The organism is Rhizobium sp. P40RR-XXII (assembly GCF_012641405.1).
Taxonomy (GTDB): domain Bacteria; phylum Pseudomonadota; class Alphaproteobacteria; order Rhizobiales; family Rhizobiaceae; genus Rhizobium.
Genome location: NZ_JABAII010000013.1, coordinates 98,801 through 113,239, shown reverse-complemented (window position 1 = coordinate 113,239; position 14,439 = coordinate 98,801). Strand labels below are relative to the sequence as shown.

Below are 14,439 nucleotides of genomic sequence, written 5' to 3'. Positions count from 1 at the left end.
GCACCTTGCTCAATCGGCAGATCGTCAAAATTCATGAAAATGCACCAGTAACGCAGTGCGACCGCTCATCGGCTAAGGCGCTACATAGCAGAATTCTAATCCATGCATCATAAAGTAGTGGGTGCGCCGCAATAATTCACGCACGTTTCCGGGGAGGCGTGTCGATTCCGCAACATTGGCGGTTGCTATTCGCGAGATTTGTGTGGCGTGCGACACAATGCATACAACTGATGAGTGATTTTATTTGTGCCGGCCGCGATCAGTCAAGGCCACTTGTCCGCTATCGAACGCAATTGCCATCGCCCGTGATGGCGTTGATAAGGAATGCGCAGTAGCCAATCAGAGCGCGGCTCAGACGATCAGCCCCTTCGTCGGCAGGACGTGATCGGATCCCGGGAAGACATCGCGCGTCAATACGGCTGGCGAGGCGCCAAGCAGGTCGACGGCGATGCCCTTGACGACGGCGCGCAGATCCGTGGTGGCGGCAAGATCGCGGCCATCGCGCAATTGCGCCGGCTTGAGGCCGGGCCAATCGGCAATTACCCGGCCACCCTTGATCGCGCCGCCGGCGAGGAAGGCGGTCGTTCCGGTGCCGTGGTCCGTGCCCTGCGTACCGTTGACCTGCGCCGTGCGGCCGAATTCCGTCGCGACGAGGATGGCGGTATCCTTCCAGGCGGGGCCGAGTTCCTGCTGGAATGCGGCAAAGGAATTGTCGAGCCCGACGAGAAGCTTGCTCAGCCGATCCACCTCGCCGGCATGGGTATCCCATCCCTCGAAGGCCAGTGCCGCGACGCGGGGGCCGTCGTCCTGCGCCAATAGCCGCGCGGCACCTCTCGCCATCTGCTCCATTCCCGTGGGGTCTCCGGGGCCGCCCCTTGCCTTGACGTCGAGGCCAGCAGCGATCTTGCCGGTCGAAATGCCCTCGGCGAGGATTTTCGCAAAAAGCGGATCGGTGTGGTTGTAGAGGTCCATCAGGCGCGGCGGCAGATCGTCGCCAACCGGCTGCAGATTGGACGGCGACCAGCCCAGCACCGGCGCCTTGCCGCGAATGACGAGCGGTGCGTTGGCGCCGACGGACAGGCCACGGATCTCCGAAGCGCTTGGTGAAACCTTGTCGCCCTTCGGCAGCCCCTCCAGCAGCCGGTTGAGCCAGCCGGACTCGACACGGCCCGGCATCTCGTAGCCCGACTCCAAAACGTCCTGCCCGTCGAAATGGGATCGGTCGCGGTAGGGTGTGGCGCTGGCATGCACGGCGGCGGCCTGTCCTGCGCGATAGAGCCGGTTGAAATTCGGCATCGACGGATGCAGCGCAAAGAAACTGTCGAGCGGAAGAGCGGCATCGGGGCCGCTGGTCGTCATGGCAATTGATTGCCGCAGCGTCTGATAATCAGGATCGCCGATGGGCGGCACGGCCGTTAAACCATCGAGCGCGCCGCGGAGAATGATGGTGATGAAGCGCGGATCGCGGCCGCCGGCGGCATGGGCGAAGCGCGGGATGAAGGCCCAGGCGAACAGAGCGCCGGAAGCGCCAAGCACGGCACGACGGGTGGGGGTCATGAATTCGCAGGTCATGGTCAGCGCCTTTGAAATTCGGGGGAGAGATAAGCGATCGCCAGGCCCTGGTTGCGGGTCTCGGCACGCGAAACGGCCCGCAGCGTCTCATTCGAAAGCAGCGGCCCCAGGCTGTCGGACACGAAACGGCGGGGGTCGATCTGCGGCGGCACAGCGTTGGCGATCATATTGGCGACATCCATGCGCATGCTGAGGCTCTCGCTGGAGGCCCAGACATCGGCGGTGTCAGCAAAGCCGTTGGGGCCGGCGGGCGCCCAAAATGGCTGGCCCATGGCGGTCAGGGCGCCGAGAATAACATTCGGCTTCGGCGTCTCGCCGCTCGCCCGCAACAGCGCGGTCATGAACTCCAACGGCGAGCGGACCTTTGAAAGCGTCGGGTTCCATGCGTCTTCCGAGCCGATGAGCGCCCGATAAACGGCTGAGAGATCGCCATCCGTCTTGCTGAAGGTCGCAGCGACGGTCTGTACGAGGGCCGGCGGCGGAGTATCGGCGACGAAATGCCGGACGAGCTTGGTGGCGATATGCTGCGCCGTCGCCGGATGGCGGGCAAGATCCCGCAGCGCCTCCCGCCCCTGCCCGACGCCGTTATCGGCATAGGTGAGGCCGAGCAGCGTCTGGTCGCCAGGCTCATGGGCGCCTGCGTTGAAGACGAAGGTGCCGGGTGCGCCGAGCTTGCCCTCGGCGCGCGCCACAGTCCAGCCGGTGATGATCTTGGCAAGCGTCGTCACATCGGTCTGCGTATAGCCGCCATTGACGCCAAGCGTGTGCAATTCCAGCGTCTCGCGGGCGAGGTTCTCGTTGAGGCCGCGCTTCTTGTTGGCATTGGCCTTGGAGTTCGGCCCGATCGACTGCTGATTGTCGAGGTAGCCGAGCATGGCCGGATGGGTCTCTACGGCGAGCAGCATATCGGCAAAACGCCCGAAGACATGCGGCCGTATGGCTTCGCGCTCGAAGGCGCCGGCAACGATATGAACCTCCTCGCTCTTCGAAACGGCAACCGCGAAGTGGTTTGCCCAAAACATCGCGAGCCGCTCGCCGAAACCGATCAGCGGCTGCCGGATGGTGCCGTTGAAACGAGCGTCCACTTCGGCCAGCAGGATCTGCTGTGGCAGATAGGGCATTTGGGGCTTTTCCAGCTTCTCCGCCGCCTTGCCGATCACGGCCGCCATCGCTTGATTGTTCGGCTGGGCTGCCATGACGCCGGACGGCTGTCCCGGCAATTGTTGCGGCCGCGGCGGTCCTTGCACCGGCTTGTCCTGCGGCATCGCGGCGGCTGCGGTTGCCGCCTGCTGCCTTGCCTCCTTACGCTGTTCCTGGAACGCGTAGAGGGAAACGAGAAGATCCGCGGTGGATTGAAGCTGCGGCCCGACGGGCACCGGCGCGAAGCGCTCGGTGATTTCTTCCATCAGCGCTCCGCGCGGATCCGATGCGATCGACGCAGCGCCATTATGATCCGCCCCTAACCCAAATCGGGAAAGAGCGAGCGCGGCATAAACATCATTCGATTGCTGAGCCATGTTCCGGCCAACTCCTGCATCAAACATGCTCCTTAAACGCAGGGCTTGTTCCGATCCGTCGCTCGGCAAGTATGATCATTTTGTGGCAGCGGCTCTCAGCACGCTGCGGCGAACAAGGCTTTCGGCAAGCGCCCGGCGTTCGTCATAGGAGAGTGTTGCGGCGAAATCGACGGCGCGTTCCTCGAGCTTTGCTCTGAGGCCGGTATCGGCATTGCGCGCCCGCGCCAGGGCAGCCAGGAGCGCTTCCTTGTCCAGTGTCGGCTGGCCCAGGATGGAAGCGGCATCGACTTTGGCCTGCTGCGCCTCGAGAATGGTCTGCCGGTTGTCCTTGCGCGCCTCGTTGAGCGCCGCACGCAAAGCTTTCTTCTGCGCCGATGGCAGCTGTTCGCCGGCGAGCGGCATCATCCCTGCACGCGCCTGCGTCTTGCGGATCCACGTCAGGCCGCCGCCGGCCAGCGCGCCGATCAGGAACGTATTCAATACCAGTAGGGAAATGACCACTATTCTAAAACTGCGATCCGTCATTGGCTGTCCTGCGCTATGCCTGCGTCCACCATGCCCGCGTCCGGCCCGATATCGCCGAACATGGTTGCGGTTCCGTCGGAGACGACTGAAGTATCGGATGTCAGGCTGGGCGTCAGCACGGCAATGGCAATGCTGCCGGCAAGCGCGCCGGCGATGCCGATACCCACAAAGCCGATACCGGCCGAGCCGAAGCGGAACCAGTTTCTGATCGTCAGGCGGTGCACGAAGCCTTTCAGGATTCGGCGTTGCAGATCCACATGGCCCGGCCTGACGATATAGGTATCGAGCAGCGCATCCAGATCGGCGGCACGCGCGAGAATTCCGGCTGTGGCGGGATCTTTCGCAAATTCCCGCGCGGCGGCGCGCTCGGCCTGCGGCCACCGGGCGATATCGCCGCCATAAGCAGCGGTTAGCTCCTCAAACCGCCCGGCATTCATCGGAGCTGCGATATTCTCAACCATCGCCCTGTTCCTTCAACAAAAGCAGCTGCAACGAGCGCCTTCCGCGCGCAAGCAAACTTTCCAGTGCGTCGACGCTGACATCCATGATCTCGGCCGCCTCGGCATTCGACAGCGCCTGATAGTAAACCAGAATGATCGCCTCGCGCTGCCGGGGGGCAATCATCTGCATGGCCCGCTCCACGCGCTTGGACGGATCGTCCTCGCTCATCAGGCCCGCATCCGGCGCCGGCCCTTCATATTCGATGTCGGGCGAATGCTCGGCCAGAATATCCTTACGCCGGCGCAGGCGATCGTAGCAGAGGTTGATCGCCACGCGATGCACCCAGGTGCTGAAGCGGGCATTGCGCTGACGCCAGCCGCCGGCATTCCGCCAGACGCGCAGAAACGTCTCCTGCGCCACATCCTCGGCTTCGCTCGCATCGCCGAGCATGCGGGTTGCCACGGCGATGATGCGCGGCAGCTGCCTTGCCACCATCATACGCATTGCTGGAACGTCACCAGCGGCGATACGACCAAGCAGATCCTCGTCCGCATCGCCGCTCCTGGGCGCGCGATCCCACTTCATCGACAATCGCCACCGCTCCTGTTTCGTGCGAGACAGGCATGGCGCGCCGCCCGGCTCGGGTTTTCGGCAGAAAAACTCTGCCCGGCCGTCAAATCCGGCAAGCGGCTCCCGTCAGATCGCAGCATCTCGGTCAGCGCATCATCCTTCGACATCAAGCATGGGTTCGCAAGGATTGAACGGCCTATCCGCCGAATTCCGTCGCTCTCACATCGAGGATTTTCGGATTTTTCTCCCCTCCCCGGCAACTAGCTATCGGGCGAACACAAGAAGAGCCGGCTCACCCGGACGTGGAGGCCCAACGTCTCTCGTCCGGGTTGCCGGCACTTCGCATGGTCAAATGCGAAAGCTCGTGTTCGATCAGAGCGTCAGGAGATCGCTCGTCGTCTGGTCGTGCTCACTGAATGTGTAGAAACTGCCGAAGTCCCGCATCTGCGGCTTCATGGCCTGCTCGAACTGGCTCTGCGTCAGCGATCCGGAACCGGACGTATCGAGACTCTTGAACAACGCCGTTGCCTGATCTTCGCTGACATCGGATGGACGGGCAGCAACGAACTCGGATTCGCTCACATTGCCGTCGCCATCCGCATCCATGGAGGAAAACGCGGTGGAGAGTTCGTCGTCGCTCATCTGGCCGCCCGGTGGCGGAGGCGGCTGCCGACCTGCCTGCATGGCATTTTCAAGCTGCGATTCGGTGAGCGAACCGGTAGTGTCCTGATCGAAGCTTTTGAACAGTTGGTCTGCCTGGTCTTCGCTGACATCGGACGGCCGCGCAGCGACAAATTCCGCCTCGCTGATATTGCCGTCGCCATTGGTGTCCATGGCGCTGATCATATCGCGCTGCTTGCTGTTTTGGCTGCCGGTGGCGGAAGTCTCTTCCGTGCTCGATGTCGAGTCGGTCGAATCACCATTCGAGTTCGAGCTGTCGCTGCCGCTATTGGCCTGAAGGTTGAGAATGATGTTCATCAGCTGCGCGATCAGCTGTTGCGCCGAGGCAAGCTGAGACGATTCGTCAGAAGAGGAGGAGGAACCCGTGCTGGAAGAACCGCTCGAAGAGCTGCCGGACAGCAGCGATGAGATGGAATCGTCGTCGCTCGAAGACGTGGAGCGCGACGACTTATATTGATAATAATTATTTGAAGAGACTGAGGTAATGCTCGTCATTGGGGCCTCCAGATACGAGCGTTGAGAGGAACTCGGATGACTTACGCTTACGCGACTTGAACATGACGATCGCCAAGCTTCGTCGCGCGAAGGCGACGGCACGACGTCGACGATCGAGATGAGCAGACGGACTTGCGAACGCCTAAGATCAACCGCGCCCTGTGCCCCGATTTGACGGGCGCATCGTTTCCCGGGCGAGCGAATTCGGCTTCGTCCAGCCGATATATTGCCATCATGGCTATATCAGCATCCGCACATTTTCGATTTTCACTTCCCAACGCCGGGAAATTGCACCCCGAAACTTGCGCGTGGCTTATAGGCGCTTGACGAAGACCTCCTGTTACGATTTCCTTCCCTAATTTTAGGGGATTATATAATTCGGCCGTTTTGTTGAGCATTGCTGGTATAGGGGATTTCCAGCGATAATCTGCGTCGATGGGATAAGAACGCCAAAAAAGAGGGGTAGAGCTTGAAAACTGATTTCCGTGGAGACGTGAATGAGGCGCACTAAGGAGGAGGCTGCGGAAACGAGGAGCGAGATTTTGCACTCTGCAAAGGCTCTGTTTCTCGACAAGGGCTACGAGAATGTCAGCCTCGAGGAGATAGCCGCAGCGGCTGGTGTCACGCGTGGGGCGGTGCACTGGCATTTCAAGAACAAGCAAGGTCTGATGTTCGCGATTCGCGACGAGGCACAGCAGCCGTTTCAGGAATTGGCCGAGCGGATGTCGAAGGAGCTGCCGACAAATCCGCTTGATCTGGTGGCCGAGGCCATTGCCGGGATATTCGACGATGTCCAGGGCGATCCGCGCAAGAGAAGCATGCTGAAGGTGATGATGCACCTCGACATGGCTTTTTGCGACGGGACCACGAGCCGCGCCAGCTCCTTCCGGCACGATATGCACGAACACTTCGAACGCATATTCACTCTGATGAACGAGAAGACGAAGCTGCCCGCGCCCTGGACGCCGGATACGGCCGCCTCCGCGCTGACGGCCGTCATCGGCGGGCTGATCACCGAATGGACGCTCGACAGGGGCAATTTCCAGCTCGTGCCTTGCGGGCAGATGTTCATCAAGATGATCTTGAAGACATGGTTCCCGATGGAGCAGGCACATGAGGTAGAGACCTCGGCTGCATAAAGCAGGCCCAGAAGCAGGCCCAGCAAAATCAACGCTTTGAACATAAAAAAGGATCCGGAGGGAAAACCGGATCCTTTACTTTGATCGGAGGTCAACCGATCGGGGAAAGAAGCCTGACGGATTGGAACATCAGGCTTCTCTATACCCGGCACGAGGCCGGGTAATTCGAAATTAGAAGCTACGCTCGAAGCGCAGGATACCGGCCCACTGATCCTGGTTTACAGAATCGAAGTTGGTGTAGGAGACTTCCGGCTCGATGAGCAGGTTCTTGACCGGGTTCCACTTGACGTTCGTGGTAGCGGCGAAGATCTTCGAGTCGGTGTAGGCGAGCTGCAGGTTCCACTTCAGCTTTTCGTTGATCGGAACGCCAACGCCGCCCCAAACAGCCCAGTCACCCCAGCCGCACTTCGACGGATCATTAACGGGGCAAGCCGAACGGTCGAGGTTGGTACCTGCATACTTGTTGAGCTTGTCGCCATCGGTGTTCCAGCCGCCCATCAAGAAGGCCGAGAATACGCCGAAGTCGGCATCGACACGAGCCTTGATAGCGCCTTCTTCGACGATCGAGTCGTAACCGCCGACGACCTTGAAGCCCCATGCGCCAGACTTGAAGCCAGCACCAGCAACGACGTCAGGAGCGTAGTGGTTGCCCTTGTCGTCGGACCACCAGCTTGCGCCGTAGGAAGCGTCGGAGCCGCTGGAGTTCGAGTCTTCAACCGAGATCATAGCCGTGAAGCCGTTGCCGGCATCATAGTTGTAGGTCAACTGGTTGAGTTCGTACGGGCCGTCATAGATCACGTCGTCGTTGATGACGTCGCCGGCATAACCGATGTAGGAGTTGTACTGCGAATCGGCCTTACCGACGAGGAAACCGCCGAGGCTGATGTTGGCGAACAGCAGCTTGGTGGAGGTCGAGTTGCCGTCGTTCCAGTCCCAACGAATGACCGTGTTGGTCTTCAGCGGGCCGTATTCGGTGTCGGTCGCGGTGTCGACGCTCAGTTCCGCACGGGTGTGCCAGAGCGTGCCGTTCTTGCTGTTCGGGTTGTAGGCATCGTACCACTCGCCTTCGGAACGGACACGTCCGCCGATCTTGAGGCAGGTTTCAGTGCCCGGAATGAAGAAGTAACCAGCACCGTAAGCGTCGCAGATGCGGACGTATTCCAACGGCTCCGGCTCGGCAGCAACGATGGCGTCAGCTGCATGGGCGCCGGAAACTGCTGCCAGCGCAGCAGCGGAGCCGAGAAGAAGGCTCTTGATATTCATATTAAACTCCTGGTTGTAATATGCATTTCTAATTTGCCGCGAGTGCTGAGCTGAAACCACCTTGAAGATCGACTCGGTCGAAAACGCGACCGCGCAGCCCGGCAAGTACGCACGTAATGTTGGCTTGAGTCCCCTCGAACCTCCATGATTGACCCCGCGGCAAAGGTCTTGAAATGCCCCTACCGATCCGGCCGATCGCTCGACCGTAAGACAAGTTCTGTCCTGCTTCTGACTTACAAACAGCCCGTATGTTTGTCAATTATATGAAGGCTTGACGGACGCTGGTCTGGCGTTAGTCTTGGCCGCTGTTGCTTAAATGCAACTGGCGACGGCAGTGCGGGGTTCGCTTCATCCGGCGAGAGCACCAAAGGCGCGAACGCGCGGCAAGAAAGGCTGCCGGCGGCATTAAAGGCGAGGTCGCCAGAGATAATCGATCAGAGCATGGCGGATAGATTCACGGCCGGCGACGGTCCTATCCGCGCTTGGGCGCCCGCAAAGGCTTGCGAATTCCGGCAAGGCTCAGAAATAAAATTCAACAATTCGCTACACACAGAAATGGTGAATCTTCCTAGATTCCGGCGACTCGCGCCATGGGAAGGGAACAAATCGCGCATGAACGAGAAACGAATGATCTTCATCGCGACCCCCTGCTTCGGTGGCCTCGTCACCAAGGATTATATGCAATCCATCTTTTCCCTGATGCAGACGGGCGCGCAGGCCGGCATACAGCTGACGCTCGCTCTCCTCGGCAATGACGCGCTGATTACCCGCAGCCGCAACACGCTGGTGTCGTCCTTCCTGAACGATACGGCGGCGACCCACATGCTTTTCATCGACGCCGACATCAGCTTCGAGCCTGATCAGGTGATGCGATTGCTGGATGCCGACAAGGATGTGGTCGCCGCCATGTATCCGATCAAGGACTACGACTGGGACACCGCGGCCCTTGAAAATTCGCGCGATGGGATGTCGCTTGCGGCGGCAGCACTTCATTATGTCGGAACGCCGCTGGTCGGCCAGAGCGCCGAGCGCGAGGGCGATTTCGTCAGTGCCGTCTATGCGGGCACGGGCATGCTTTTGATCAAGCGCGCTGTCATCGAAAGGATGATCGCCGCCTATCCCGACCTGCGCTACAACGCCATACACGCCTATCCGAGCACCAAGCGTTCGCCGGGCACCCAATATGCCCTGTTCGAATGCATGGTCGAGGAAGGGACAGGAATTTATCTGAGCGAAGACTTCGCCTTCTGTCACCGCTGGCGCGCGCTCGGCGGCAAGATCTGGCTCGATACCGCCAGCAAGCTCTCCCACACCGGCCCTCACCGCTTCAATGGCAACACCGCTCCTCGTTATTGAGGCGACGCCATGCCGGCTACCCGTTTAAATACGTTTAAATTGTAGATTCTCCAATGCGCCGAGCGCAGCCGCCCGAAAAAAGGCAATCATCGTTGCGGGGTTGACAGAAGCCGAAGGGAGAGCATAGCCTTTCAGTATTCACCAGGGGGGTCCCGGCAAGGGGCTGAGATACTGCTGAACAATACGGCTTTGCCGGTTGTGGGCGCAGTGACCCGTTGAACCTGATCCAGTTCATACTGGCGTAGGGACGGTGCAAGCGCTCGAAGGCCTCGGATTCCCGCGTGGATTCCATGTCGGCGTCTTTTCATCATTCCGGCTGATTGACTGGGTCTCCAACCGCAACTTGGAGCCTCAAACCATGACCATTGCCGCAAAGACCCTTACCCCAACCGTCACGACAGGCCCGCTGCCGGCATCGCGGAAGATCTATATCCCGGGAGACATCCACGCCGATATCCGCGTGCCGATGCGCGAGGTCAGCGTCCATCCGACATCGGGCGAGCCGCCTGTTATCGTCTATGATTCCTCCGGCCCCTACACCGTCGAGGGCGCCGATATCCGCATCGAGCACGGCTTGCAGCAGCACCGGCGCGACTGGGTGCTCGCTCGCGGCGACGTCGAGGCCTATGAGGGCCGCCATGTGCGCCCCGAAGACAATGGTTTCGTCACCGGCGAGCGGCTGACGCCGGAATTTCCGGCCAAGCGCGAGCCGCTGCGCGCTAAAGACGGCAAGGCCGTCACGCAGCTTGCCTATGCGCGGGCCGGCATCATCACGCCGGAAATGGAATTCATCGCCATCCGTGAGAATCTCGGTCGCAAGGCGAATGCCGAAGCCCTGGTGCGCGACGGCGAGAGCTTCGGCGCCCATATTCCGGACCATGTGACGCCGGAATTCGTCCGCCAGGAGGTCGCGGCCGGCCGGGCGATCATTCCGGCCAATATCAATCATCCGGAAAGCGAGCCGATGATCATCGGCCGGAACTTCCTGGTGAAGATCAACGCCAACATCGGCAATTCCGCCGTCACCTCTTCCATGGCGGAGGAAGTCGAAAAGATGGTCTGGGCCGCCCGCTGGGGCGCCGATACCGTCATGGACCTTTCGACCGGCCGCAACATCCACAATATCCGCGAATGGATCGTCCGCAATTCGCCGCTGCCGATCGGCACCGTGCCGCTCTATCAGGCGCTGGAAAAGGTCGGCGGCATTGCCGAGGAGCTCACCTGGGAAGTCTATCGCGACACGCTGATCGAGCAGGCCGAACAGGGCGTCGACTATTTCACCATCCATGCCGGCGTGCGGCTGCATTATATCCCGCTGACCGTCAATCGCGTCACCGGCATCGTCTCGCGCGGCGGCTCGATCATGGCCAAGTGGTGCCTCCATCACCATCGCGAGAGCTTCCTTTACGAGCATTTCGACGAAATTTGCGACATCTGCCGCGCCTATGACGTCTCCTTCTCGCTAGGCGACGGCCTGCGCCCCGGCTCGATCGCCGATGCCAACGATGCCGCGCAGTTTGCCGAACTCGAAACGCTCGGCGAACTGACCAAGATCGCCTGGGCCAAGGATTGCCAGGTGATGATCGAAGGTCCCGGCCATGTGCCGATGCACAAGATCAAGGAGAACATGGACAAGCAGCTCGCCGTTTGCGGCGAAGCGCCCTTCTACACGCTCGGGCCGCTGACGACGGATATCGCGCCGGGCTATGATCACATCACCTCGGGGATCGGCGCTGCCATGATCGGCTGGTTCGGCACGGCGATGCTGTGCTACGTCACGCCAAAGGAACATCTCGGCCTGCCTGACCGCAACGACGTCAAGACCGGCGTCATCACCTACAAGATCGCCGCCCATGCGGCCGATCTCGCCAAGGGTCATCCGGCCGCGCAGGTGCGTGACGACGCATTGTCGCGCGCCCGCTTCGAGTTTCGCTGGGAGGACCAGTTCAACCTGTCGCTCGACCCCGACACCGCCCGCAGCTTCCATGACGAAACCTTGCCGAAGGAAGCGCACAAGGTGGCGCATTTCTGCTCGATGTGCGGCCCGAAATTCTGTTCCATGCGGATTTCGCACGACATCCGCGCCGAGGCGCAGAAAGAAGGATTGGAGGCGATGGCGGCAAAATATCGCGAAGGCGGTGATCTCTATATGCCGGTCGAAACCCCTGCGCAGCCGGCCGAATGAAATGCGCATCCTTGTCAAAGGGGCCGGCGTTGCCGGCCTCACGGTCGCACATGAACTGCACGTTCGCGGTGCCGAGGTCACGGTTGTCGATCCTGGCCTGAATTTCCGCCGAGCCGCCTCCTGGCTCGCCGGCGGCATGCTGGCGCCCTGGTGCGAGCGGGAAAGTGCCGATGAGGCCGTGCTCGAGCGCGGACGTGATTCCGCCGATCGATGGGACGCGATTCTACCGGTCAAGATCATCCGCAATGGCACGCTTGTCGTCGCACCGAACCGGGACCAAAGCGAGCTGAAACGATTCGCCGGCCGCACGACGGGCTATCGCTGGGTCGAGGAACGCGAGATCGCCACCCTCGAACCCTCGCTTGCCGGTCGCTTCAGGCATGGCCTGTTCTTCCCGCAAGAAGCACATCTCGACCCTCGCGACGCCCTGCAGTCGTTAAAAGGCGCACTCGCGGCGAAGGGCGTCACCTTTGCCGACCATATCGGAGATCGCGATCCCTTCCCCGATGTCGTGGACTGCACGGGCGCTGCCCGCATCGGCGAAAGCCGAGAATTACGCGGCGTGCGCGGCGAAATGCTCTATCTGCAGACGCAGGAGGTCGCCCTTGCGCGGCCTGTCCGACTGCTGCATCCGCGATTTCCCGTTTACATCGTGCCGCGCGGCGAAGGCCTGTTCATGGTCGGCGCCACCATGATCGAAACGGACTTCGAAGGACCGATCACCGCCCGCTCGCTGATGGAACTGCTGAACGCCGCCTATGCGCTGCATCCCGCCTTTGGCGATGCCGCCATCGTCGAAACCGGCGTGGGCATCCGTCCCGCCTTTCCGGACAACCTTCCGCGCGTGACGCGGGAGGGCAAGACCATTCTTATCAACGGCCTTTATCGCCACGGCTTCCTGCTGGCGCCGTCGATTGCGACAGAGGCCGCGGATCTCCTTTTTTCCGGACACAAAAACGACAGGAGCCGCCAATGCGCCTGATCATCAATGGCGAAACACAGATCGTCGACGCAACCACGCTTTCGCAGCTTCTCGCCGCGCTCGAATACGAGGGCGAGTGGCTGGCAACCGCCGTCAACGGCGAACTCATCCATCGCGAAGAACGCGACGACCACATCTTGACCGACAATGACAGGATCGAAATCCTGACGCCGATGCAGGGAGGCTGACCATGTTCGAGCTCTACGGAACCGAGATCCGATCGCGTCTTCTTCTCGGCACGGCGCGCTACCCCTCCCCGGCCGTGCTGGCCGAATCGGTCCAGCGCTCCGAAACCGAAATCGTCACCGTATCGCTGCGCCGGGAAACGGCCGGCGGCCGCAATGGCGGCGCCTTCTTCGACATGATTCGCGAACTTGGCGTTCGCGTTCTTCCCAATACCGCCGGCTGCCATGGTGTCTCGGAAGCGGTGCTAACGGCGAAGATGGCGCGCGAGGTCTTCCGAACCAACTGGATCAAGCTGGAGGTGATCGGCAACCACGACACATTGCAGCCGGATGTTTTCTCGCTGGTGGAAGCAGCCAGAATCCTCACAGACGAGGGATTCGAGGTCTTTCCCTATACGACGGACGATCTCGTCGTCGCCGAGCGGCTGCTGGAGGCCGGATGTAAGGTGCTGATGCCCTGGTGCGCACCGATCGGTACGGCGGCCGGGCCGCTCAATCTTTCCGCTCTCCGCTCTATGAGGGCGCATTTTCCGGAAACACCTTTGATCGTGGATGCCGGCATCGGCAGGCCCTCGCATGCGGCCACAGTCATGGAACTCGGCTTCGATGCGGTGCTGCTCAATACGGCCGTCGCCGGTGCCGGCGACCCGGCCACGATGGCGGAAGCTTTCGCCAAGGCGATTGATGCCGGCAGACAGGCATTCGGCGCGGGCATGCTGGAACCGCGCGACATGGCGGTGCCGTCGACGCCGGTCATCGGAAAGGCGGTTTTCTCATGACACTCGATCCCTTCTACCTGATCGTCGATAGTGCTGCCTGGATAAAGAGGCTGGTGCCGCTCGGCGTCAAACTGGTGCAATTGCGCATCAAGGATCGCACGCCGTCGGAAATTCGTACGGAGATTCGCGAATCAAAGGCAATTTGCGCCGCGCATGGATGCCAGTTGATCGTCAACGATTATTGGCAGCTCGCGATCGAAGAAGGCTGCGACTTCATCCATCTCGGCCAGGAGGACCTTGCCGCTGCCGATCCCTCGGCCATTCGCGCCGCCGGATTGAAACTGGGGCTATCGACACATGACGAAACGGAGTTGGCGGCAGCACTTGCGGCCACGCCAGATTATATAGCCCTCGGACCGATCTATCCGACCATCCTCAAGGCCATGGCCTGGGCGCCGCAGGGCCTTGCGCGCATCGGCGAATGGAAAAGCCGTATCGGCAACCTCCCGCTTGTCGCAATCGGCGGGTTGACGGTCGAACGCCTTGGCGGCGTATTTGACCATGGTGCCGATATCGCCGCCGTGGTGACCGATATCACCCGAAATCCGGATCCCGAATCGCGGACGCTGGAATGGATAAGAGCAACGCGGCCGATACCGCCGCGCTGAACTATCGTGCCGAAATCGCAGCTTAGGCCTGTTTTTCAATCTCTTGCCCGATGAACGACGCATTCATCAAATATTCAGCTGAACATAATCATGCTTAAGACGTTGAATAAATGACTCGCGCATTCGCTGAGCATAAAGGCT

The 14,439-nt window shown here is 60.8% G+C and carries 14 protein-coding genes and 1 riboswitch; of the genes, 7 read left to right on the top strand and 7 right to left on the bottom strand.

Annotated elements, in window-relative coordinates; genetic code table 11:
* Positions 1 to 351 precede the first annotated feature (351 nt).
* The 6 genes from HGP16_RS22950 to HGP16_RS22925 all read right to left on the bottom strand — a co-directional run bounded on the left by HGP16_RS22950 (position 352) and on the right by HGP16_RS22925 (position 5,801).
* Positions 352 to 1,572: a DUF1501 domain-containing protein gene (locus tag HGP16_RS22950; protein ID WP_168842297.1), complete on the bottom strand. Its 1,221-nt coding sequence runs from the start codon at positions 1,570 to 1,572 to the stop codon at positions 352 to 354.
* A gap of 2 nt (positions 1,573 to 1,574) precedes the next feature.
* Positions 1,575 to 3,089: a DUF1800 family protein gene (locus tag HGP16_RS22945; RefSeq protein ID WP_168842296.1), complete on the bottom strand. Its 1,515-nt coding sequence runs from the start codon at positions 3,087 to 3,089 to the stop codon at positions 1,575 to 1,577.
* A gap of 75 nt (positions 3,090 to 3,164) precedes the next feature.
* Positions 3,165 to 3,614, bottom strand: a complete 450-nt coding sequence (locus HGP16_RS22940) for a periplasmic heavy metal sensor (protein ID WP_168842295.1) — start codon at positions 3,612 to 3,614, stop codon at positions 3,165 to 3,167.
* Entirely contained in the window at positions 3,611 to 4,075 is a 465-nt protein-coding gene (locus tag HGP16_RS22935) for a hypothetical protein (protein WP_168842294.1), read from the bottom strand. The genes HGP16_RS22940 and HGP16_RS22935 overlap by 4 nt, the downstream gene beginning before the upstream one ends.
* On the bottom strand, positions 4,068 to 4,676 hold the full coding sequence (locus HGP16_RS22930; protein ID WP_281408244.1) for an RNA polymerase sigma factor: 609 nt from the start codon (positions 4,674 to 4,676) through the stop codon (positions 4,068 to 4,070). Before HGP16_RS22930 ends, HGP16_RS22935 begins: the two co-directional genes overlap by 8 nt.
* Positions 4,677 to 4,997: 321 nt before the next feature.
* Positions 4,998 to 5,801, bottom strand: coding sequence for an EF-hand domain-containing protein (locus tag HGP16_RS22925; protein WP_168842292.1), 804 nt, complete (start codon positions 5,799 to 5,801; stop codon positions 4,998 to 5,000).
* A gap of 497 nt (positions 5,802 to 6,298) precedes the next feature.
* Between HGP16_RS22925 and HGP16_RS22920 the strand changes: the two genes are divergently transcribed.
* The gene (locus tag HGP16_RS22920; RefSeq protein WP_168842291.1) at positions 6,299 to 6,940 is read left to right on the top strand and encodes a TetR family transcriptional regulator; all 642 of its coding nucleotides are present in this window, start codon (positions 6,299 to 6,301) and stop codon (positions 6,938 to 6,940) included.
* Positions 6,941 to 7,111: 171 nt separating this feature from the next.
* Here the strand turns inward: HGP16_RS22920 and HGP16_RS22915 are convergent, their stop codons facing one another.
* A complete protein-coding gene (locus HGP16_RS22915) occupies positions 7,112 to 8,203 on the bottom strand; it encodes a porin (protein ID WP_168842290.1) in 1,092 nt (363 codons plus the stop codon).
* Between the two features lie 612 nt (positions 8,204 to 8,815).
* Between HGP16_RS22915 and HGP16_RS22910 the strand changes: the two genes are divergently transcribed.
* The 6 genes from HGP16_RS22910 to HGP16_RS22885 all read left to right on the top strand — a co-directional run bounded on the left by HGP16_RS22910 (position 8,816) and on the right by HGP16_RS22885 (position 14,298).
* Positions 8,816 to 9,559 (top strand): hypothetical protein, encoded by a 744-nt coding sequence (locus HGP16_RS22910; RefSeq protein ID WP_168842289.1) that lies wholly within the window; start codon positions 8,816 to 8,818, stop codon positions 9,557 to 9,559.
* A gap of 133 nt (positions 9,560 to 9,692) precedes the next feature.
* Positions 9,693 to 9,825, top strand: a riboswitch (TPP riboswitch).
* Positions 9,826 to 9,917: 92 nt separating this feature from the next.
* The gene (gene thiC, locus HGP16_RS22905) at positions 9,918 to 11,744 is read left to right on the top strand and encodes a phosphomethylpyrimidine synthase ThiC (RefSeq protein WP_168842288.1); all 1,827 of its coding nucleotides are present in this window, start codon (positions 9,918 to 9,920) and stop codon (positions 11,742 to 11,744) included.
* A 1-nt stretch (position 11,745) separates the two neighbouring features.
* Positions 11,746 to 12,726 carry a glycine oxidase ThiO gene (gene thiO / locus HGP16_RS22900; RefSeq protein WP_168842287.1) on the top strand — a complete coding sequence of 327 codons (981 nt, stop codon included), beginning with the start codon at positions 11,746 to 11,748 and terminating at the stop codon, positions 12,724 to 12,726.
* Complete coding sequence (gene thiS, locus HGP16_RS22895) at positions 12,717 to 12,914, top strand: sulfur carrier protein ThiS (protein WP_168842286.1); 198 nt, start codon at positions 12,717 to 12,719, stop codon at positions 12,912 to 12,914. Before thiO ends, thiS begins: the two co-directional genes overlap by 10 nt.
* A gap of 2 nt (positions 12,915 to 12,916) precedes the next feature.
* Entirely contained in the window at positions 12,917 to 13,690 is a 774-nt protein-coding gene (locus tag HGP16_RS22890) for a thiazole synthase (protein WP_168842285.1), read from the top strand.
* Positions 13,687 to 14,298, top strand: a complete 612-nt coding sequence (locus HGP16_RS22885; protein ID WP_168842284.1) for a thiamine phosphate synthase — start codon at positions 13,687 to 13,689, stop codon at positions 14,296 to 14,298. The genes HGP16_RS22890 and HGP16_RS22885 overlap by 4 nt, the downstream gene beginning before the upstream one ends.
* Positions 14,299 to 14,439: the final 141 nt, after the last annotated feature.

Bases quoted from the DNA above. Each gene is read 5' to 3' on its own strand.
- HGP16_RS22950 (WP_168842297.1), bottom strand. From the start codon at position 1,572: ATGACCTGCGAATTCATGACCCCCACCCGTCGTGCCGTGCTTGGCGCT.
- thiS (WP_168842286.1), top strand. From the start codon at position 12,717: ATGCGCCTGATCATCAATGGCGAAACACAGATCGTCGACGCAACCACG.
- HGP16_RS22940 (WP_168842295.1), bottom strand. From the start codon at position 3,614: ATGACGGATCGCAGTTTTAGAATAGTGGTCATTTCCCTACTGGTATTG.
- HGP16_RS22885 (WP_168842284.1), top strand. From the start codon at position 13,687: ATGACACTCGATCCCTTCTACCTGATCGTCGATAGTGCTGCCTGGATA.
- HGP16_RS22910 (WP_168842289.1), top strand. From the start codon at position 8,816: ATGAACGAGAAACGAATGATCTTCATCGCGACCCCCTGCTTCGGTGGC.
- HGP16_RS22890 (WP_168842285.1), top strand. From the start codon at position 12,917: ATGTTCGAGCTCTACGGAACCGAGATCCGATCGCGTCTTCTTCTCGGC.
- HGP16_RS22945 (WP_168842296.1), bottom strand. From the start codon at position 3,089: ATGGCTCAGCAATCGAATGATGTTTATGCCGCGCTCGCTCTTTCCCGA.
- HGP16_RS22915 (WP_168842290.1), bottom strand. From the start codon at position 8,203: ATGAATATCAAGAGCCTTCTTCTCGGCTCCGCTGCTGCGCTGGCAGCA.
- HGP16_RS22935 (WP_168842294.1), bottom strand. From the start codon at position 4,075: ATGGTTGAGAATATCGCAGCTCCGATGAATGCCGGGCGGTTTGAGGAG.
- thiC (WP_168842288.1), top strand. From the start codon at position 9,918: ATGACCATTGCCGCAAAGACCCTTACCCCAACCGTCACGACAGGCCCG.
- thiO (WP_168842287.1), top strand. From the start codon at position 11,746: ATGCGCATCCTTGTCAAAGGGGCCGGCGTTGCCGGCCTCACGGTCGCA.
- HGP16_RS22920 (WP_168842291.1), top strand. From the start codon at position 6,299: ATGAGGCGCACTAAGGAGGAGGCTGCGGAAACGAGGAGCGAGATTTTG.
- HGP16_RS22925 (WP_168842292.1), bottom strand. From the start codon at position 5,801: ATGACGAGCATTACCTCAGTCTCTTCAAATAATTATTATCAATATAAG.